Origin of the sequence: Cyanobium sp. NIES-981, from assembly GCF_900088535.1 — a bacterium.
Lineage (GTDB): Bacteria > Cyanobacteriota > Cyanobacteriia > PCC-6307 > Cyanobiaceae > NIES-981.
Genome location: NZ_LT578417.1, coordinates 1,596,716 through 1,614,007, shown reverse-complemented (window position 1 = coordinate 1,614,007; position 17,292 = coordinate 1,596,716). Strand labels below are relative to the sequence as shown.

General features: G+C 68.1%; 21 protein-coding genes and 1 tRNA gene. 4 read left to right on the top strand and 18 right to left on the bottom strand.

All coding sequences use genetic code 11. From position 1 onward, the window contains the following. Positions 1–13: 13 nt before the first annotated feature. Complete coding sequence (locus tag CBM981_RS08325; protein WP_172820852.1) at positions 14–1,291, bottom strand: lipid-A-disaccharide synthase-related protein; 1,278 nt, start codon at positions 1,289–1,291, stop codon at positions 14–16. A gap of 44 nt (positions 1,292–1,335) precedes the next feature. Here CBM981_RS08325 and CBM981_RS08320 point away from each other — a divergent pair. Then, positions 1,336–1,406, top strand: a tRNA-Cys gene (locus CBM981_RS08320). 462 nt (positions 1,407–1,868) lie between these two features. On the opposite strand, the gene CBM981_RS08310 is transcribed toward CBM981_RS08320, so the two are convergent. Continuing rightward, positions 1,869–2,318 (bottom strand): hypothetical protein, encoded by a 450-nt coding sequence (locus CBM981_RS08310; RefSeq protein WP_087068022.1) that lies wholly within the window; start codon positions 2,316–2,318, stop codon positions 1,869–1,871. Positions 2,319–2,344: 26 nt separating this feature from the next. Beyond that, on the bottom strand, positions 2,345–2,515 hold the full coding sequence (locus CBM981_RS08305) for a hypothetical protein (RefSeq protein ID WP_157665383.1): 171 nt from the start codon (positions 2,513–2,515) through the stop codon (positions 2,345–2,347). A gap of 34 nt (positions 2,516–2,549) precedes the next feature. Between CBM981_RS08305 and CBM981_RS08300 the strand changes: the two genes are divergently transcribed. Beyond that, complete coding sequence (locus CBM981_RS08300; RefSeq protein ID WP_087068020.1) at positions 2,550–3,530, top strand: aldo/keto reductase; 981 nt, start codon at positions 2,550–2,552, stop codon at positions 3,528–3,530. A 31-nt stretch (positions 3,531–3,561) separates the two neighbouring features. On the opposite strand, the gene CBM981_RS08295 is transcribed toward CBM981_RS08300, so the two are convergent. After that, complete coding sequence (locus CBM981_RS08295; protein WP_087068019.1) at positions 3,562–4,218, bottom strand: hypothetical protein; 657 nt, start codon at positions 4,216–4,218, stop codon at positions 3,562–3,564. Between the two features lie 278 nt (positions 4,219–4,496). Beyond that, entirely contained in the window at positions 4,497–5,531 is a 1,035-nt protein-coding gene (purM, locus tag CBM981_RS08290; RefSeq protein ID WP_087068018.1) for a phosphoribosylformylglycinamidine cyclo-ligase, read from the bottom strand. A 454-nt stretch (positions 5,532–5,985) separates the two neighbouring features. On the opposite strand from purM, the gene CBM981_RS08285 reads away from it, so the two are divergent. Together CBM981_RS08285 and CBM981_RS08280 are read left to right on the top strand one after the other, a co-directional pair. Continuing rightward, complete coding sequence (locus tag CBM981_RS08285) at positions 5,986–6,504, top strand: septal ring lytic transglycosylase RlpA family protein (RefSeq protein ID WP_087068017.1); 519 nt, start codon at positions 5,986–5,988, stop codon at positions 6,502–6,504. A gap of 92 nt (positions 6,505–6,596) precedes the next feature. Next, the gene (locus CBM981_RS08280) at positions 6,597–8,156 is read left to right on the top strand and encodes a bifunctional pantoate--beta-alanine ligase/(d)CMP kinase (protein ID WP_225867312.1); all 1,560 of its coding nucleotides are present in this window, start codon (positions 6,597–6,599) and stop codon (positions 8,154–8,156) included. Between the two features lie 11 nt (positions 8,157–8,167). Here the strand turns inward: CBM981_RS08280 and CBM981_RS08275 are convergent, their stop codons facing one another. From CBM981_RS08275 to CBM981_RS08215, 13 genes are all read right to left on the bottom strand, one after another. After that, complete coding sequence (locus tag CBM981_RS08275) at positions 8,168–8,656, bottom strand: low molecular weight protein-tyrosine-phosphatase (protein ID WP_225867311.1); 489 nt, start codon at positions 8,654–8,656, stop codon at positions 8,168–8,170. Next, positions 8,653–9,315 (bottom strand): HEAT repeat domain-containing protein, encoded by a 663-nt coding sequence (locus tag CBM981_RS08270; RefSeq protein WP_087069293.1) that lies wholly within the window; start codon positions 9,313–9,315, stop codon positions 8,653–8,655. Before CBM981_RS08270 ends, CBM981_RS08275 begins: the two co-directional genes overlap by 4 nt. A 5-nt stretch (positions 9,316–9,320) precedes the next feature. Continuing rightward, positions 9,321–10,130, bottom strand: a complete 810-nt coding sequence (locus CBM981_RS08265; protein WP_225867310.1) for a HEAT repeat domain-containing protein — start codon at positions 10,128–10,130, stop codon at positions 9,321–9,323. A 156-nt stretch (positions 10,131–10,286) separates the two neighbouring features. After that, entirely contained in the window at positions 10,287–10,775 is a 489-nt protein-coding gene (gene cpcA, locus CBM981_RS08260) for a phycocyanin subunit alpha (RefSeq protein ID WP_006910423.1), read from the bottom strand. A 73-nt stretch (positions 10,776–10,848) separates the two neighbouring features. After that, positions 10,849–11,367 (bottom strand): phycocyanin subunit beta, encoded by a 519-nt coding sequence (locus CBM981_RS08255; RefSeq protein WP_087068014.1) that lies wholly within the window; start codon positions 11,365–11,367, stop codon positions 10,849–10,851. 345 nt (positions 11,368–11,712) lie between these two features. Further along, positions 11,713–12,201, bottom strand: coding sequence for a phycocyanin subunit alpha (cpcA, locus tag CBM981_RS08250; protein WP_087068015.1), 489 nt, complete (start codon positions 12,199–12,201; stop codon positions 11,713–11,715). 73 nt (positions 12,202–12,274) lie between these two features. Continuing rightward, positions 12,275–12,793 carry a phycocyanin subunit beta gene (locus CBM981_RS08245; protein ID WP_087068014.1) on the bottom strand — a complete coding sequence of 173 codons (519 nt, stop codon included), beginning with the start codon at positions 12,791–12,793 and terminating at the stop codon, positions 12,275–12,277. Between the two features lie 345 nt (positions 12,794–13,138). Then, a complete protein-coding gene (gene cpcA, locus CBM981_RS08240; protein WP_087068015.1) occupies positions 13,139–13,627 on the bottom strand; it encodes a phycocyanin subunit alpha in 489 nt (162 codons plus the stop codon). 73 nt (positions 13,628–13,700) lie between these two features. Next, positions 13,701–14,219 (bottom strand): phycocyanin subunit beta, encoded by a 519-nt coding sequence (locus CBM981_RS08235; protein ID WP_087068014.1) that lies wholly within the window; start codon positions 14,217–14,219, stop codon positions 13,701–13,703. Between the two features lie 344 nt (positions 14,220–14,563). Further along, complete coding sequence (locus CBM981_RS08230; RefSeq protein ID WP_087069292.1) at positions 14,564–15,415, bottom strand: phycobilisome linker polypeptide; 852 nt, start codon at positions 15,413–15,415, stop codon at positions 14,564–14,566. Between the two features lie 198 nt (positions 15,416–15,613). Then, positions 15,614–16,102: a phycocyanin subunit alpha gene (gene cpcA / locus CBM981_RS08225; protein ID WP_006910423.1), complete on the bottom strand. Its 489-nt coding sequence runs from the start codon at positions 16,100–16,102 to the stop codon at positions 15,614–15,616. A 73-nt stretch (positions 16,103–16,175) separates the two neighbouring features. Continuing rightward, on the bottom strand, positions 16,176–16,694 hold the full coding sequence (locus CBM981_RS08220; protein WP_087068014.1) for a phycocyanin subunit beta: 519 nt from the start codon (positions 16,692–16,694) through the stop codon (positions 16,176–16,178). Positions 16,695–16,984: 290 nt separating this feature from the next. Further along, a complete protein-coding gene (locus CBM981_RS08215) occupies positions 16,985–17,254 on the bottom strand; it encodes a phycobilisome linker polypeptide (RefSeq protein ID WP_087068013.1) in 270 nt (89 codons plus the stop codon). Positions 17,255–17,292: the final 38 nt, after the last annotated feature.

The window sequence follows — 17,292 nt, the reverse complement described above, 5'->3', positions numbered from 1 at the left end:
GGGTGCTGCCGTGTCAGAACCCCTGCATCATCCCAAGGAGCAGGCGTTCTTCCACCAGGGCGGCGAGGCGGTCGCCGCCTCCGGCCTCCCCCATGTGCCGCTGGCCCCGCTGGCCCAGGTGTCGCCGCAGAGCACCATCGTCGAGAAGCTGCTCGAGGCGCCGGGCCAGATCCGCCGGTCCGGCGCAGGGCTGCACTGCACCTCCCAGCAGACGGCTCTGCCGCCGCGCGAAGTTGATGGTGAACTGGGGGCCCGGCCCCGGCAGGGAGAGCACGGGCACCCCCAGCCCGGCCAGTTGTTCGGTGGCCGTGCCGGCATTCGCCAGTCCCACCTCGGCCCAGCCGGCCCACTGCGCAAAACGGCCGTAGCCGAGCAGCACCTCCAGGCACCCGCGCCGCCAGGCGGCGTGGGCTCCGAGGGCTGCGGCGTCGGAGCCCAGCGCGATTGGCTCCAGCCCGTGGCGGCACAGGTGCTGATTCCATTCCTGCCGCTCCGGGCGGCTGGTGCTGGCAATCAGCAGCGTGGCGGCGGCGGTGGGCTGCCATGGCACCAGCACCTCCAGCAGGCGGCTGGCATTGCGCAGGCATTCCGGCACCCGGCTGCCGGGCAGGAGCAGCAGCCGTCGCCGCCGGCGCAGCCAGGCGGGCGGGGGTGGCGCTGAGCCGAGGTGATCCAGCATCGGATTGCCTGGAGCCTGGGCGGGCACGCCACGCCGGCGCAGGCCCCGGGCCGTGAGGCGGTCGCGCACGGCCACCAGCCGACAGCGTCGCTGCCGCATCAGCATCCATTCCCAGGGGTCCCATTCGCTGCCCTTGCAGCGGTGGTACGCATCCGCCGCAGGTGTGGGGCGCCAGCCCCGGGGGGGTGGGGAAGTCCAGGTGAAATCGCTCTTGGGGGTGCCGATGAAGCCGTAGGGCGCCCCCGAGGCCCAGGCCAGCAGGAGGGGGAGCACATCGCCGATCGCCAGCACCGACCCGCCGGGGTTGCTCCTGCACCAGGCCTGCAGCACGCGCCACTGCTGCCAGCTCAGCTGGGCGAGGCCTGCAAGCAGATCCTGGCCCAGTCCCGCCAGGCTCTGGTTGCTGAAGCCTCCGCTGGGCAAGGGGCATCGCGGCCCCAGCAGCCGGACCAGGCCGCGGGCGGCGCTGCTCTCAAAGCTGCCGCCCTCGCCCACCAGCGGCAGCACGGCCGGAAGCAGGTCGGGCTGGCGTTGCCGCAGAGCCTCGATCACCCGCAGGGCGATCAGGTCTTCGCCATGGCCGTTGCTCAGAACCAGCAGCGGGGCAGGCATGCCATGGCTGATACGATCCGCTCACGGGAGTTTGCTCCCCAGCCGGCGGCATGGCCAAGTGGTAAGGCAGAGGATTGCAAATCCTTTACCCCCAGTTCGAATCTGGGTGCCGCCTCTTCTCTGATCCTCCGACCCGGCCTGGCAGGGCAGCCTGGGAGGTTCGCCTGGGAGGTCAGCCTGCGCGCCCTGGGCCACCCGCGGCTTCCGCGGCGGGATCGGTCCTGCTCCAGGCCTGGGCTTGCCCTGCACTTGTCCTGCAGCAGGGACTGCAGGTCGTGACATCCATCGCCAGGGCCCCGCAGCGTGCATAGCGTGATGGGGACGTGGTTCAGAAGAATGATGCGATCCAATGGCCCTCAAGCCCGTGGCCCCCATGCCCGTGGCCTTCAGGCTGCTGCGGCCATCGGATCGGGGTTCAGGGCCCTGGCGCTGCTGCTGCCCCTCACCGCCCTGCTCAGTGGAGCTCTCCAGCCGGCTGGAGCCTGTGAGCGCCACCTCGACGGACACCAGAACGGTTCCGAGACTGCCCAAGAGGTGATGGGCCGGTGACAACGCAGCCCCGGGGAGGGCCAGCGCATCACCACAGCCGGGCTTCGGCCATCCAGCGGCCCCCGCTGGGATTGCGCGCCTCACAGTGCAGCTTCCCCTGCTGCAGAGTGCAGGTCCCCCTGGCCAGGTGGGTCCGGGGCAGCTCGAGGATCAACCCCCGCCTGTCGTAGCGGCTCCCCGCCACCGTGCTCACCGTCAGGGCGGTGGGCTGGCGCGGCGCGCAGTGCCCGTCGTCGGAACAGGCCATGGCTGGCTGGCCGTCCTGCAGCTCCCCCACGAACAGCAGGTCCTCGGCGGCGACCTTCGGATCACGGCCCTCAGCCAGGAAGCGCACGCTGAGCATGCCGGCGAGATTCTGCTCCAGACGCACACCGTGGCAGCCGTAGTCCTGCTGGTTGATGCGCAGGTCACAGTCATGGGTCTGCCGTTCCCACCGCCCGTAGCCCTTGCCGAGGGCCGGGGCCTGGCTCACGGCCATGGGCAGAGCGGCCGCCTGTAGACCGATCAGTAGCCCGAATCCGCCACGCAGTAGCCCTGGCAGCTGATGCCGTTGCCGGCGGTGCGACCGCAGTGGCCGCAGAGCACCGGCTCGTCGGCAGGCGCGGGGACTGGCGGTGGAGGGCACGGCTCGCGGGCAGGCTGGGTGGAGGACAGGGGCGTCGGCAACGCGCTCATCTTGGACGGTTCACCGCAGACGATCCACCACACCATGGCGCATCCGAACCCGCCGCTGCCCCCGGCCCCCGGTATCGGCGTGGGCACCTGGGCCTGGGGCAATCAGCTGCTCTGGGGCTACGAGCCCGGGCAGGATGGCCAGCTTCAGGCCACGTTCAACCGGGCTGTGGAGCTCGGGCTGTGCTGGTTCGATACGGCCGATTCCTATGGCACCGGCCGTTTCAACGGTCGCAGCGAGATGCTGCTGGGGCAGTTCTGTGCCGGCCTGGCCCCCGGTCAGCGCGAACGGATCTGCATCGCGACCAAGCTGGCCCCCTTCCCCTGGCGCCTGGGACGCAGCGGGCTGAAGCGCGCCTTCGAGGCCTCCAGGCAACGTCTGCAGGGCAAGCTCGACCGGGTGCAGCTCCACTGGAGCACCGCCCGCTATGCCCCCTGGCAGGAAGGGCCGCTGCTGGAGGGGCTGGCCGACCTGGTCAGCAGCGGCCAGGTGGCGGAACTGGGAGTCTCGAATGTGGGCCCCCGGCGGTTGCGGCAGATGCACGCCCAGCTGGCCCGGCTCGGGGTGCGGCTCAGCAGCCTGCAGGTGCAGCTCTCCCTTCTGAGCACGGCGCCGCTGGAAGCCGGCGGTGCGGCGGAGGTATGCCGTGAGCTCGGGATTGAGCTGATCGCCTACAGCCCCCTCGCCCTGGGCCTTCTGGCCCGGGGGCGAGGCCAGACCACACCCAGGGGCCCCCGCGGTGCCCTGTTCAGGCGCCTCAGCCCCCAGTTGGACCCTCTGCTCTCGGCGATGGAGGCCATGGCCATCTCCCGAGGCGCTCCCCTGGCGGCCGTGGCTCTGAACTGGTGCCGCGCCCACGGAGCGATGCCGATCCCCGGTCTGCGCCAGCAGGCCCAGGCCGAGGTGGCCGGGCAGGCCCTCCGCTGGCAGCTGGACTGCGGCGAGCGGGACGAACTTGATCGTCTGGCCCGCTGCCTGCCGCGCAGGATGCCGGCCAACCCCTTCACCAGTTCCTGAAAACGGCAGGCTGGCGGACAAGGCTGGCTGATCAGGAGCCCGCCGGAGCCGGGGTGAGCACCACGGGCATGGCCTGGGGACGCGCCACCGGCATCACGGGCACAGGGCGGCCGCCTTCGGCCTGGGGCGGGGTGCCAGCGTCGGCCTGTTCTGGCTGGGACTGGTTGTCCGGTCCGCAGGCCGTGAGGGCCTCCTGAAGCAGGGAGTCGAAGGTGGCGCCGGGCAGGCGGTGCCTGGCCAGCTCCATGAAGGCCCGGGCCAGGGATTCGCCGGCGGCCGCGCGCAGGGCCGGGTTGTTGCGGCGCAGGTCCTGTTCCTCGTCGATGGCCCGGATGAACCGCTCGGTCACATCCCGCTTGGTGCTGGCACGGATGCGGGTGTCCTGCTCCGCCTGGTTCAGGCCGGCCCGGGCCTCCAGTTCCCCGAGGCGCCGCAGCAGGCTCTCCAGCACCTCCCTGGCCTCCTTGGCGATGTGAGCCAGCTGCCCGTCGGAGAGTCGGGGCAGGTCGGCCACATACACCTTGCCGTGGTCCCGCAGGGTGAGGAAGGTGGGCCGCAGACCTGCCCGAGCGCCATGGGGATGGCCATCGCGGGGCCGGACCGGCCGGGTCGGGGGCAGGGGGCCGGCCGAGCTGCGGCGCCGGGTGATGCGTTGCCCTGTGGAGAAGGAGCTTTGCGGCTTATTCATGCGGTATGGCGTGGAACGGCGTGACACCGGCGACCCCTGCCGTCGGCGGGCTCTGCCGCCGGCGGGCCCCCGGAACCGGCACATGCCGGGAGACCATGGACTTGTCGGGAGACGATGGACTGGCCGGGTGAATCGGACTGGCCGGGTGGATCTGGCCTGAAGAGGGGGAGGCGCCTGGGACCTCAGGCAGGGGCCAATCTGCCAGCGAAGCTGGCAGAGATCCAGCCGGGCGCTGTTCGGCAATCCGCCGGGCTGGCTGGCCCTCGCGCTGGCGGCGATCAGAGCGGCAGCCCGCTGATCCCGCCGCTCTGCTCGGGCGCAGCCACCACCTCACCCAGCCTCCAGGCCTCGTGACCGGAGGCTGCGCAGCAGCTGAGCGCCGCCTGCTCGGCGCCCGGAGGCACCACCAGGCAGTACCCCACGCCCAGGTTGAAGGTGTGCCAGAGGTCGCTCTCCGGAACCTCACCGGCCTCCTGCAGCCAGCGAAACACCGGCGGCCGTTCCCAGCTGGCCGGGTCCACCCTTGCCTGGAGGCCGGGAGGAAGGCAGCGGGGCAGGTTCTCGGGCAGGCCTCCGCCGGTGATGTGGGCCATGCCCCGCACTGGCACCTCCGAGCTCCGCAGATCTTTCACCAGGCCGCCGTACAGACGGGTGGGGGTGAGAAGGGAATCGAGCAGTCCCCGGTCGCTGCCGGGCAGCGGGGTCGTGGCGCCGGCGCCACTGGCCTCGAGGATGCGGCGCACCAGGCTGTAGCCGTTGCTGTGCACGCCGCTGCTGGCCACGCCGATGATCCGGTCACCGGCCTCGATGCGGCTGCCGTCAATCAACGCCTCCGCCTCCACCACCGCCACGCAGAAGCCGGCCAGGTCGTACCGGCCCGGGGCGTAGAAGCCCGGCATCTCGGCCGTCTCCCCCCCCAGCAGGGCACAGCCGCTCAGCCGGCATCCCTCGGCAATACCCTCCACCACGGCGGCCATGGCCACCGGGCTCAGCTTGCCCGTGGCGATGTAGTCGAGAAAGAAGAGGGGCTCGGCGCCGCTGGTGATCACGTCGTTGACGCACATCGCCACCAGGTCGATGCCGACCTCATGGTGGCGGCCATGGGCCTGGGCCAGTTCGAGCTTGGTGCCGACCCCATCGGTGCCGGCCACCAGCAGAGGCTCCCTGAGTCCGCTGGGCAGCCGGCAGAGCCCGCCGAACCCCCCCAGCTGGCCCAGCACCTCGGGGCGCCGTGTGGCTTCGACGCTGGAGCGGATGCGATCCACGAAGGCGCGGCCTGCTGCCACGTCCACCCCGGCCGTGCGGTAATCCATCCCTCGAACCCCGGTCTGTGATCTCCACGATCCTCCGACGGCGGGGGCAGGGAGCCGGGCCCATGGGCCTGTTGCCGCGAGCCAGTCGCCGGATTGGCACAAGCTTGAATCAGTGTGGCTTATTGCAGTGATCGGACTGACTGATCAATCTTCCGGCGCCAAGGCCGGTCAAGCGCAGGCCAGGGCTTGGGAGTGGGGTCTGATGAAGAAAACTGATTGGTCGTGGACGGGATTCTGCTGGCAGAAACCGCGTGGAAATGCCACTACCTTTGCGCAGTTGTTTTCTGGTTAGGAACTCCGCAGGCGAATTCGCTAATCCTTTGGCCCCCGTCCACATCCAAAACCTTCCGCAGCGGTTCTTGTCCGCTTTGGGACGTTGTGAACGGGTCCGAGCGAATCCAACGCCCGCGAACCTTTTCCTGAGGTTGCTGTTCTGCAGCGGGTTTCGCTTGTTATGCACCGAACCATCTCGCTCGGGGCCCTTGCCCTCACTCTTGCCGGTAGCGCCCTGGTTCCCGGTCTTGCGGAATCTGCCCGGGCTGCTGACGCCGCCACCCCTGTTTCCTCCTCTCCCTCGTCGTCCCTGGCCATCCGCGACGCCGAGCCTGCTGTGCCAGCGCTCGAGGGGCTGCAGCAGATCGCCCCTCCTGTACGCATCGCCAGCAATGCTCCCGCCGTGGTGAAGGTCATCCGCGGCGACGCCAGCTGGTACGGCCCTGGCTTCTACGGCCGCCGCACGGCCAACGGTGAGCGGTTCCAGCGCGGCACCCTCACCGCCGCCCACCGCACCCTCCCCTTCGGTACCAGGGTGCGCGTCACCAACCTGCACAACGGCCGCACCACCGTGGTGCGCATCAATGACCGGGGCCCCTTCCATGGCAACCGGGTCATCGACCTGGCCCATGGGGCGGCCTCTGAGGTGGGCCTCACCGCCAGCGGTCTGGCGCCCGTGAAGCTGGAAGTTCTGCGCTGATTCCGGCGCCGCCTCCGGGTCGCTGCCCATGAACCGGCATGATGCCGCCCACCTGCTCCCGCGGTGGGCGGTTTTCATTGGCCAGGCCTCCCGTGCAACTGCTCCACTCCCCTGAAGCGCTGGTCGCCTGGCGCCGGCAGCAGCACGCGCCGCTCCACTTCGTTCCCACGATGGGGGCGCTGCATCGAGGCCATCAGGCGCTCATCCGTGCCGCGGCTACCCCGAGGGCCGGGGTGGAGCCCGCGGTGCTGGTGAGCGTGTTCGTGAACCCGCTCCAGTTCGGGCCGGAGGAAGACTTCGAGCGCTACCCGCGCGATCTGGCCGCTGATGCCGTGCTGGCTGATGCGGCAGGGGCGGCGGCCCTGTTCGCTCCCGAGGCCCGGGCCCTGTTCCCCGGGGGAGCCGGGTCCACCACCCGCATCCGGCCGCCGGACTCCCTGACGCAGAGCCTCTGCGGACCAGGGCGCCCCGGCCATTTCGAGGGGGTGGCGACCGTCGTCGTGCGGCTGCTGCGTCTGGTGCGGCCCCACCGGCTCTGGCTCGGGGAGAAGGATTGGCAGCAGCTGGTGATCCTTCGCCGGGTGATCACCGATCTGGGACTCCCCGTTCAGGTCCACGGGGTGGGCACCGTGCGGGAGCCGGATGGCCTGCCCTGCAGCTCCCGCAACAGCTACCTCTCGGAGCGGGAGCGGCAGCAGGCGGCGGCTCTGCCGGGCGCCCTGGCCGCGGTGGCCCGGCGGGCCCTGCAGGATCCGTTGCCCTGCGCTTCCCCTCCTGCCCAGCTGCGCAGCCTGCTCGAGGAACAGGGCCTGCAGGTGGACTATGCCCAGTGGGTGGAGGCTCACACCCTGCAGCCGGCCCACCGGGTGTCAGGGTTGACTCTCCTGGCGGCGGCGGCCCACTGTGGGTCGGCGCGGCTGATCGATCACACCTTCCTGATGAGCCGCGCCCCGATCGTTGCCATCGACGGCCCCGCCGGAGCTGGCAAGAGCACCGTGACCCGTGCCTTCGCCAGCCGGCTCGGCCTGGTGTATCTCGACACCGGAGCCATGTACCGGGCTGTCACCTGGTGGCTGCAGCACCAGGGGGTGGATCCTTCCGACCCTGCGGCGGTGGCCGCCCAGCTCGGCGAGCTGGACCTGGGCTTCCGGGGCACAGGCGAGGAGCAACGGGTGCTGCTTCGGGGCCTTGACATCACCGAGGCCATTCGCAGCCCCGAGGTCACCGCCGCGGTGTCCGTGGTGGCGGCCTATGGCTGCGTGCGCGAGGCCCTCACCACCCAGCAGCAGGCCATGGGCAGCCGCGGCGGGCTGGTGGCGGAGGGACGCGACATCGGCACCGCCGTCTTCCCCGAGGCTGACCTCAAGGTGTTTCTCACGGCCACCGTGGCCGAGCGTGCCAGACGCCGCGCCCGCGATCTGCGTGAGCGGGGCTTCGCCGTGCCGAGCCTGGCCGAGCTCGAGGCCCAGATCGCCGAGCGGGATCACCGCGACTCCAGCCGCGCCGTTGCCCCCCTCCAGATGGCGCAGGATGCCGTGGAGCTGGTCACCGACGGCATGGGCATCGAGGCGGTGATCCAGGCCCTGATGGACCTGTTCCGGGAACGGGTGCCCCACGATGCCTGGCCGGATCCCCTGACCGGGGCCGCCTAGGCACGCCCCGCTCAGGGGCTGGGGCGCAGGTGCTCCACCAGGCCCAGGCAGGCATCGAAGAGCAGATCGAGCACCCGATCGAACCCCTCGGGGCCGCCGTAGTAGGGATCCGGAACGGCCTCTGCCTGGTGCTCACGGCAGTAGCGGGTGAGGGGCTCGATCCTGGCCAGATCGGCGCGGGAGCCCAGTTCCCCGCTGAGGCCGCGCACCTGCGCGAGGTTGTCGTCATCCATCGTGAGGATGTGGTCAAAGCTGGTGAGGTCTGCCAGCTGCAGCTGGCGGGCCCTGCTGGTGAGGGTGAGGCCCCGCTGTGCGGCAGCGGCCTGCATGCGGCGGTCCGCCGGTCTGCCGGTGTGCCAGCCACCGGTGCCGGCCGAGTCGACCACGAACTGATCCTCCAGCTGCCGCTGGGCCAGCAGATGCAGGAACACCCCCTCCGCGGCGGGGGACCTGCAGATGTTTCCCAGGCAGACGAACAGCACGCGCGTGGGCTCGGTCACGGCTTCTCGAGGCGATGCAGAGCCAACTCTGCCCGCAGCTGCACCACCCGGGGATTCTCCTCACTCGCCTGCGCCAGGCCGCGCAGGCCCGCCAGGCTCCGCTGCTTCAGAGGCGCCGCGCCCGGCAGGCCGGAGGCCAGGGATTCGAGTCCAACCGCCACGGCGTAACGCACCACCCACTCCCCATCGCCGGTGGCGGCCAGCAGCGCCTCCAGGCATTGTTCACGCACGGCCTGGCGGCGGGCCGGCTCAAGGGCGTCCAGGCCCAGCTGGCCCAGACCCCGGGCCGCTGCCCGCCGCACACTGGCCGCCACATCCGTTCCGAGGGCCTCGATCAGCAGATCCAGGCCGCGCACGTCCCCAATGCCGGCCAGAGCCCTCACGGCCCAGGCCCGGGCACCGTAGTTCTCGGCATCCAGCCGAAGCAGCGCCTCCACGGCGCTCTCCCCGAGGGCGATCAGCCCCTCCACCGCGGCCACGGCAGCGCCGGGGTTGTTGAAGCCGAGCACCTCCACCAGGGTGGCAGCCGCCCGTTGGTCGCTGCAGCCGGCCAGGGCCCGGGTGGCCAGCACCAGCGCTTCGCTGCTCCCGGCCTGCTGGACTGCCGCGATCAGGGTCAGCACCCTGTCGTCGGACTGCGCGGCGGAGAGGGAAATCATGCCGCTCACAGCAGGGCATCCATGCAGGCGAGCAGCCGCTCTTCGCCAGGGTCACCCTGCCCCCGCTCCACCAGCCCCCGCAGTGCGATCAGCTTGAGGCTGTTCTCCGCCAGCGTGGTGCTGATGGCCTGATGGGCTGGGCGCCACCCCGCAGCGCCCAGGTCCATCAGGGCAGCACGGCGCACCTGCAGCTGGGGATGCTCGAGCAGCTCCAGCAGCAGGGCGCCCCACCGGGGGTCTCCGCTCAGCTGCAGCAGGGTGCGGGCGGCGGCGCTACGGATCAGGGGCCGGGGATGGCCAACGAAGGGTTCAACCACGGCCATCACCTCGGGCCTCACCACACCCAGTTCCCCCAGGGCCTCCAGCAGCGCCTCACAGGGTTCCACCAGCCTGGGGCTGCCGGGTTCCTGGGCGCCCGCGCCGGTTGGGCCGCTGGCCAGCCGGCGGCAGAGCGGGGCCACCGCTTCGCGGGCCCCCAGCTGACCCAGTGACCGGGCCGCTGCCTCCCGCAGCCCGTGGTCCTCGTCCTCGAGGGTGTCCAGCAGGTCCGGGATGGCCACCAGGGCGGCAGGGCCGAGCTTGCCAAGCGAGCGGGCCGCATTGCGGGCAACGGCATTCTCCTCAACGCCGGCGCTGGGATCGCGGGGGCGCCGCTGGCGCAGTGCGGCCTGAAGCAGGGGCACGGTGTCCGGATGCCGGCTGCGCATCCGACCCACCCACCAGGCCGCGTAGTACTGCTGGGAGGGATCCGCCGTCTGGCGCAACCGGGCCAGGGCCTCTGCCTCGCTGATGGGTTCGCCGGCCGTGGTCGGCATCTCTGAACTGGCCATGGATGGGGTCCCTGCGCCGTGCAGCTGGTGTCGATGATCGCAGTCCATCGGGCCGTCGCAGGCCGATGGGCAACAACCGAATCAGGGCAAGAAAAAAGCCCCCCTGAAGGGGGGCGGGGCCTGGAACCGTGGGAGCGGAACTCAGACGAGGGCGGCGATGGCGTAGTCGATGTAGTTGTTGGCGATCACACCGGGGTCACCGGAGATGCCGTGGTTGGCCTTGATGTAGTTGAGGGCCTCGACGTACCAGGAGGGGGAGAGTTCGAAGGCGCGGTTGATTTCATCGAGACCGGCGATCAGGTACTCATCCATGGGGCCGGTGCCACCTGCCACGAGGCAGTAGGTGACCATGCGGAGGTAGTAGCCGATGTCCCGGGCGCACTTGGCCTTGCCGCGGGAGTCGGAGGCGTAGTTGCTGCCCTGCATCTGGGTGGTGTAGGGGAACTTGTTGTAAACGGCCTGGGCAGCGCCGTTGACGAGTTCATCGGCCTTGGCGGTGAGGGCCTTGGCGGCGCTGAGGGCGTTGGCGGCGCGCTCGAAGCGACCGAAGGCGGCGTTCAGCTCGGTGTTGGAGAGAAAGCGGCCCTGGGAATCAGCGGCGGCGACGGCCTCGGTGAGGGGGGTCTTCATGGGAGAGAAAAGAGGAAGGTGGAACCGTTGTTGATCAGGGGGAGGTCAGGGACGACCGGGTGATCGGTGCCGATCAGCCGACAGCGGCAGCAGCGCGGTCGAAGTAGGTGCCGACTTCGCTCATGAGAGCGGAGCAGTCGCCGGGGGTGATGCCGTTGCGGTCGTTGGCGATGGCGATGGCGGCGTCCTTCATCTTGCGGATGCCTTCTGCCACGGAAGCGCCGGGGACGCCGAGGGCGAGGTAGGTTTCACGGAGGCCATTGAGGCAGCGGTCTTCCAGGACGGAAGCGTCGCCGGTGAAGATGGCGTAGGTGACGTAGCGGAGAACGATCTCCATGTCGCGCAGGCAGGCGGCCATGCGGCGATGGGTGTAGGCGTTACCGCCGGGGGCGATCAGAGCGGGCTGCGAATCGAAGAGATCGCGAGCGGCGTTGGTGACGATCTTGGAAGCGTTGGAGGTGATGCGGTTCACCGTGTCCATGCGCTTGTTGCTCTCGGCCACCATGGCGGCGAGGGCGTCAATCTGACCGGCGTTGATGAATTCGCCGCGGGCATCAGCCTGGGCTACAACCTTGGTGAAGGCGTCGAACATTGAAGGGCTCCTGGTCTCGACGAGGGGTCGGGAAGGGAAAGAAATGGGACGGAAGGCGTGGTGCTATCCGCTGTGCGATTGCACGGGGCCATTTTGATCAACTTGTCGCCGGGAATCGCGTCGGTTCACAAAGGGTCACCCACGGGCTGGGCGTGGGGTCCGGGGGCCGCTGGATCCGTGCCTTCTCCTGGCATCCTGCGGTTGGCTGGCCCGGTCTGCCGCCGTGGGAGCGGCGGTGGAGAGGGCATGAAAAAAGCCCCCGATTGGGGGCTGATCAGGGATCGCGCGGAATCGCGATGCGATCGATCGGATGGGGACCTGGCCTGGGGCTGATCCGGACCGAACTCAGACCAGAGCCGAGATGGCGTAGTCGATGTAGTTGTTGGCGATCACACCGGGGTCACCGGAGATGCCGTGGTTGGCCTTGATGTAGTTGAGGGCCTCGACGTACCAGGAGGGGGAGAGTTCGAAGGCGCGGTTGATTTCATCGAGACCGGCGATCAGGTACTCATCCATGGGGCCGGTGCCACCTGCCACGAGGCAGTAGGTGACCATGCGGAGGTAGTAGCCGATGTCCCGGGCGCACTTGGCCTTGCCGCGGGAGTCGGAGGCGTAGTTGCTGCCCTGCATCTGGGTGGTGTAGGGGAACTTGTTGTAAACGGCCTGGGCAGCGCCGTTGACGAGTTCATCGGCCTTGGCGGTGAGGGCCTTGGCGGCGCTGAGGGCGTTGGCGGCGCGCTCGAAGCGACCGAAGGCGGCGTTCAGCTCGGTGTTGGAGAGAAAGCGGCCCTGGGAATCAGCGGCGGCGACGGCCTCGGTGAGGGGGGTCTTCATGGGAGAGAAAAGAGGAAGGTGGAACCGTTGTTGATCAGGGGGAGGTCAGGGACGACCGGGTGATCGGTGCCGATCAGCCGACAGCGGCAGCAGCGCGGTCGAAGTAGGTGCCGACTTCGCTCATGAGAGCGGAGCAGTCGCCGGGGGTGATGCCGTTGCGGTCGTTGGCGATGGCGATGGCGGCGTCCTTCATCTTGCGGATGCCTTCTGCCACGGAAGCGCCGGGGACGCCGAGGGCGAGGTAGGTTTCACGGAGGCCATTGAGGCAGCGGTCTTCCAGGACGGAAGCGTCGCCGGTGAAGATGGCGTAGGTGACGTAGCGGAGAACGATCTCCATGTCGCGCAGGCAGGCGGCCATGCGGCGATGGGTGTAGGCGTTACCGCCGGGGGCGATCAGAGCGGGCTGCGAATCGAAGAGATCGCGAGCGGCGTTGGTGACGATCTTGGAAGCGTTGGAGGTGATGCGGTTCACCGTGTCCATGCGCTTGTTGCTCTCGGCCACCATGGCGGCGAGGGCGTCAATCTGACCGGCGTTGATGAATTCGCCGCGGGCATCAGCCTGGGCTACAACCTTGGTGAAGGCGTCGAACATTGAAGGGCTCCTGGTCTCGACGAGGGGTCGGGAAGGGAAAGAAATGGGACGGAAGGCGTGGTGCTATCCGCTGTGCGATTGCACGGGGCCATTTTGATCAACTTGTCGCCGGGAATCGCGTCGGTTCACAAAGGGTCACCCACGGGCTGGGCGTGGGGTCCGGGGGCCGCTGGATCCGTGCCTTCTCCTGGCATCCTGCGGTTGGCTGGCCCGGTCTGCCGCCGTGGGAGCGGCGGTGGAGAGGGCATGAAAAAAGCCCCCGATTGGGGGCTGATCAGGGATCGCGCGGAATCGCGATGCGATCGATCGGATGGGGACCTGGCCTGGGGCTGATCCGGACCGAACTCAGACCAGAGCCGAGATGGCGTAGTCGATGTAGTTGTTGGCGATCACACCGGGGTCACCGGAGATGCCGTGGTTGGCCTTGATGTAGTTGAGGGCCTCGACGTACCAGGAGGGGGAGAGTTCGAAGGCGCGGTTGATTTCATCGAGACCGGCGATCAGGTACTCATCCATGGGGCCGGTGCCACCTGCCACGAGGCAGTAGGTGACCATGCGGAGGTAGTAGCCGATGTCCCGGGCGCACTTGGCCTTGCCGCGGGAGTCGGAGGCGTAGTTGCTGCCCTGCATCTGGGTGGTGTAGGGGAACTTGTTGTAAACGGCCTGGGCAGCGCCGTTGACGAGTTCATCGGCCTTGGCGGTGAGTGCCTTGGCGGCGCTGAGGGCGTTGGCGGCGCGCTCGAAGCGACCGAAGGCGGCGTTCAGCTCGGTGTTGGAGAGAAAGCGGCCCTGGGAATCAGCGGCGGCGACGGCCTCGGTGAGGGGGGTCTTCATGGGAGAGAAAAGAGGAAGGTGGAACCGTTGTTGATCAGGGGGAGGTCAGGGACGACCGGGTGATCGGTGCCGATCAGCCGACAGCGGCAGCAGCGCGGTCGAAGTAGGTGCCGACTTCGCTCATGAGAGCGGAGCAGTCGCCGGGGGTGATGCCGTTGCGGTCGTTGGCGATGGCGATGGCGGCGTCCTTCATCTTGCGGATGCCTTCTGCCACGGAAGCGCCGGGGACGCCGAGGGCGAGGTAGGTTTCACGGAGGCCATTGAGGCAGCGGTCTTCCAGGACGGAAGCGTCGCCGGTGAAGATGGCGTAGGTGACGTAGCGGAGAACGATCTCCATGTCGCGCAGGCAGGCGGCCATGCGGCGATGGGTGTAGGCGTTACCGCCGGGGGCGATCAGAGCGGGCTGCGAATCGAAGAGATCGCGAGCGGCGTTGGTGACGATCTTGGAAGCGTTGGAGGTGATGCGGTTCACCGTGTCCATGCGCTTGTTGCTCTCGGCCACCATGGCGGCGAGGGCGTCAATCTGACCGGCGTTGATGAATTCGCCGCGGGCATCAGCCTGGGCTACAACCTTGGTGAAGGCGTCGAACATGGAAGAGCTCCTGGTGAAGAGGAAGGATGGATGTCTGGAAGCGTTTCAGGCCTGATGACGGCAGCAGCCTGGGTCGGCGGATCTCCGTGGGTTGACCGAAACCGAGGGATGGACCGCAAACGGGATCCAGCCGATCCCTGAGGGCCTTGACCGCCGCTGGCGCTGCCGTGAAAGCCGCTGATGACCAGCTGCTTCCAGGGCTGCCGACGGGCTCGGCGCGTGAAGGTGAACACGCTCCAAGCTTGCCGCGCAAAGCACCTGACCATTGTTAAGGAAGGGTGCCGGGTGGCGGGGGCCAGCTTTACGAAGGGTCACCGGCTGGGTGCTGAGCCCCCTTGGCAGTGTCAGTTCACCGGCGTCACGCTGGCGACCCGCCCGCCCTGGCGGTGGATCATCTGCTGGGCTTCCAGCAGCTTGTCAAAGGTGACGAAGCGGGCCGTGCTGGCACGCTTGTGCAGCCGGTAGTTGCTCAGCCCGGTCACTTCAATCCGGTAGACCCTGGCCTTCTGGCCGATGCCGCGAGCCATGCTGGTGATCGATTCATTCGCCACCTGCGTGGGCTGGTAGCCAGCGCCTTTGGCATTCGGGCTCACCACGGGAACCGCCCGGTCCTGGTGCAAGGCCTTGCCCAGCCGGAAATTGGTGCCCGCGGTGTCCCCCTTCACCGAGGCAGCGACGCCGCGGGCCAGCTGCATCAGCCAGGAGAACTGGCGGCCCTGCTGGCCACTGGAATAATCCCATCCGTGCACGTAGGGAACCGTTTCCTCCCCAAAACGTTGCTGGTACTCGCTGCTGTCGATGTAGGAATCGATCTCAGCGTCATACCCCTGTTCCTGCAGGATGGTGAAGTGGTGCAGCATCTCCGCCTTGTTATTGGGCGCGCGTCCGAGCAGATGCTTGTGATTGAGCTCGATGAAATGATAGGGGTTGCAGTTCTCAAAGAACTTGCTGCGGTACAGGCCGCTTTTGGCGACTTGACGAACGAACTCCCGAACACTCAGTAGGTTGTGCTTGAACAGGGACTCTGTTTGTGTGAGCCTCTCGCTCTGCATGATGTATTGATTGCCCAGAACCTGTTTGTAGACAGCGCGAATCAGGCCGGCTTTATCTTCCTGGGAGCTGACACTCCAGTTCTCTTTGTTCCGATCATTGCTGAAACGTTCAATGCCGAGGTGCGAGGCATTCAGGAGGGGCATGGCGGGGGCGAAGCAGAGGGAGATGGCGCCGAGACGTCGGCGCATGCGAAAGGGAGCCTATGAGCATTCCCCCGGGCCTTCACAGGCTCGACAGCAAGCTTCACAGCCCATTCTGCTGCGGTGGGCCGGGGGAGTTCATCAGGGCAAGAAAAAAGCCCCCCTGAAGGGGGGCGGGGCCTGGAACCGTGGGAGCGGAACTCAGACGAGGGCGGCGATGGCGTAGTCGATGTAGTTGTTGGCGATCACACCGGGGTCACCGGAGATGCCGTGGTTGGCCTTGATGTAGTTGAGGGCCTCGACGTACCAGGAGGGGGAGAGTTCGAAGGCGCGGTTGATTTCATCGAGACCGGCGATCAGGTACTCATCCATGGGGCCGGTGCCACCTGCCACGAGGCAGTAGGTGACCATGCGGAGGTAGTAGCCGATGTCCCGGGCGCACTTGGCCTTGCCGCGGGAGTCGGAGGCGTAGTTGCTGCCCTGCATCTGGGTGGTGTAGGGGAACTTGTTGTAAACGGCCTGGGCAGCGCCGTTGACGAGTTCATCGGCCTTGGCGGTGAGGGCCTTGGCGGCGCTGAGGGCGTTGGCGGCGCGCTCGAAGCGACCGAAGGCGGCGTTCAGCTCGGTGTTGGAGAGAAAGCGGCCCTGGGAATCAGCGGCGGCGACGGCCTCGGTGAGGGGGGTCTTCATGGGAGAGAAAAGAGGAAGGTGGAACCGTTGTTGATCAGGGGGAGGTCAGGGACGACCGGGTGATCGGTGCCGATCAGCCGACAGCGGCAGCAGCGCGGTCGAAGTAGGTGCCGACTTCGCTCATGAGAGCGGAGCAGTCGCCGGGGGTGATGCCGTTGCGGTCGTTGGCGATGGCGATGGCGGCGTCCTTCATCTTGCGGATGCCTTCTGCCACGGAAGCGCCGGGGACGCCGAGGGCGAGGTAGGTTTCACGGAGGCCATTGAGGCAGCGGTCTTCCAGGACGGAAGCGTCGCCGGTGAAGATGGCGTAGGTGACGTAGCGGAGAACGATCTCCATGTCGCGCAGGCAGGCGGCCATGCGGCGATGGGTGTAGGCGTTACCGCCGGGGGCGATCAGAGCGGGCTGCGAATCGAAGAGATCGCGAGCGGCATTGGTGACGATCTTGGAAGCGTTGGAGGTGATGCGGTTCACCGTGTCCATGCGCTTGTTGCTCTCGGCCACCATGGCGGCGAGGGCGTCAATCTGACCGGCGTTGATGAATTCGCCGCGGGCATCAGCCTGGGCTACAACCTTGGTGAAGGCGTCGAACATTGAAGGGCTCCTGGTCTCGACGAAGAGTCGGGGCGGGTGAATAGAGATGCCAGGTTATTCATGTCCCGGCATCGCCAGGCCCATGCCAACTTGACGCGTCCATTCTTGACAGTATTGATCCTTGTCGCGAGCAGCGTTTACAAACGGTCACTACGGTCACTCCACAGACGGCCGGCCCGTGCAGGCGGCTCGGGATGGCTGGGATGCCCATGACAAGAAGGGGATTCCCATGAAAAAGCCCCCGGTCAGCGGGGGCTCGGCGGTGGCAGGCTGCGGGGCTGCGGAGGGGGTCAGCCTTCGCTGCTCGACTGAATCTTCTTCCGTGCCGGGGCCGCCTTGGAGCCGGCACCCACCAGATCACCGCCGTTGACCGAGACTGCCGTGATCTTGCCACCCATCCGCTGAACCAGACGCATGGTCTCGTTCATCCGGGTGTAGGGCACGTTCATCACCATGTCGGCGGTACGTGAGTAGTCGTTGTTGGCGAGACCGGTCACGGTGAAGGTGACCTGACGGCTGCTGGTGAAGCTGGTGCCTCGCGTTCCTGCGGAAACCTTCATGGCTGAAAAGTCAGTGGGTAGGGAGGAAAGATGGTTGG

Bases quoted from the DNA above. Each gene is read 5' to 3' on its own strand.
- CBM981_RS08325 (WP_172820852.1), bottom strand. From the start codon at position 1,291: ATGCCTGCCCCGCTGCTGGTTCTGAGCAACGGCCATGGCGAAGACCTG.
- CBM981_RS08310 (WP_087068022.1), bottom strand. From the start codon at position 2,318: ATGGCCGTGAGCCAGGCCCCGGCCCTCGGCAAGGGCTACGGGCGGTGG.
- CBM981_RS08305 (WP_157665383.1), bottom strand. From the start codon at position 2,515: ATGAGCGCGTTGCCGACGCCCCTGTCCTCCACCCAGCCTGCCCGCGAG.
- CBM981_RS08300 (WP_087068020.1), top strand. From the start codon at position 2,550: ATGGCGCATCCGAACCCGCCGCTGCCCCCGGCCCCCGGTATCGGCGTG.
- CBM981_RS08295 (WP_087068019.1), bottom strand. From the start codon at position 4,218: ATGAATAAGCCGCAAAGCTCCTTCTCCACAGGGCAACGCATCACCCGG.
- purM (WP_087068018.1), bottom strand. From the start codon at position 5,531: ATGGATTACCGCACGGCCGGGGTGGACGTGGCAGCAGGCCGCGCCTTC.
- CBM981_RS08285 (WP_087068017.1), top strand. From the start codon at position 5,986: ATGCACCGAACCATCTCGCTCGGGGCCCTTGCCCTCACTCTTGCCGGT.
- CBM981_RS08270 (WP_087069293.1), bottom strand. From the start codon at position 9,315: ATGATTTCCCTCTCCGCCGCGCAGTCCGACGACAGGGTGCTGACCCTG.
- CBM981_RS08265 (WP_225867310.1), bottom strand. From the start codon at position 10,130: ATGCCGACCACGGCCGGCGAACCCATCAGCGAGGCAGAGGCCCTGGCC.
- cpcA (WP_006910423.1), bottom strand. From the start codon at position 10,775: ATGAAGACCCCCCTCACCGAGGCCGTCGCCGCCGCTGATTCCCAGGGC.
- CBM981_RS08255 (WP_087068014.1), bottom strand. From the start codon at position 11,367: ATGTTCGACGCCTTCACCAAGGTTGTAGCCCAGGCTGATGCCCGCGGC.
- cpcA (WP_087068015.1), bottom strand. From the start codon at position 12,201: ATGAAGACCCCCCTCACCGAGGCCGTCGCCGCCGCTGATTCCCAGGGC.
- CBM981_RS08245 (WP_087068014.1), bottom strand. From the start codon at position 12,793: ATGTTCGACGCCTTCACCAAGGTTGTAGCCCAGGCTGATGCCCGCGGC.
- cpcA (WP_087068015.1), bottom strand. From the start codon at position 13,627: ATGAAGACCCCCCTCACCGAGGCCGTCGCCGCCGCTGATTCCCAGGGC.
- CBM981_RS08235 (WP_087068014.1), bottom strand. From the start codon at position 14,219: ATGTTCGACGCCTTCACCAAGGTTGTAGCCCAGGCTGATGCCCGCGGC.
- CBM981_RS08230 (WP_087069292.1), bottom strand. From the start codon at position 15,415: ATGCCCCTCCTGAATGCCTCGCACCTCGGCATTGAACGTTTCAGCAAT.
- cpcA (WP_006910423.1), bottom strand. From the start codon at position 16,102: ATGAAGACCCCCCTCACCGAGGCCGTCGCCGCCGCTGATTCCCAGGGC.
- CBM981_RS08220 (WP_087068014.1), bottom strand. From the start codon at position 16,694: ATGTTCGACGCCTTCACCAAGGTTGTAGCCCAGGCTGATGCCCGCGGC.
- CBM981_RS08215 (WP_087068013.1), bottom strand. From the start codon at position 17,254: ATGAAGGTTTCCGCAGGAACGCGAGGCACCAGCTTCACCAGCAGCCGT.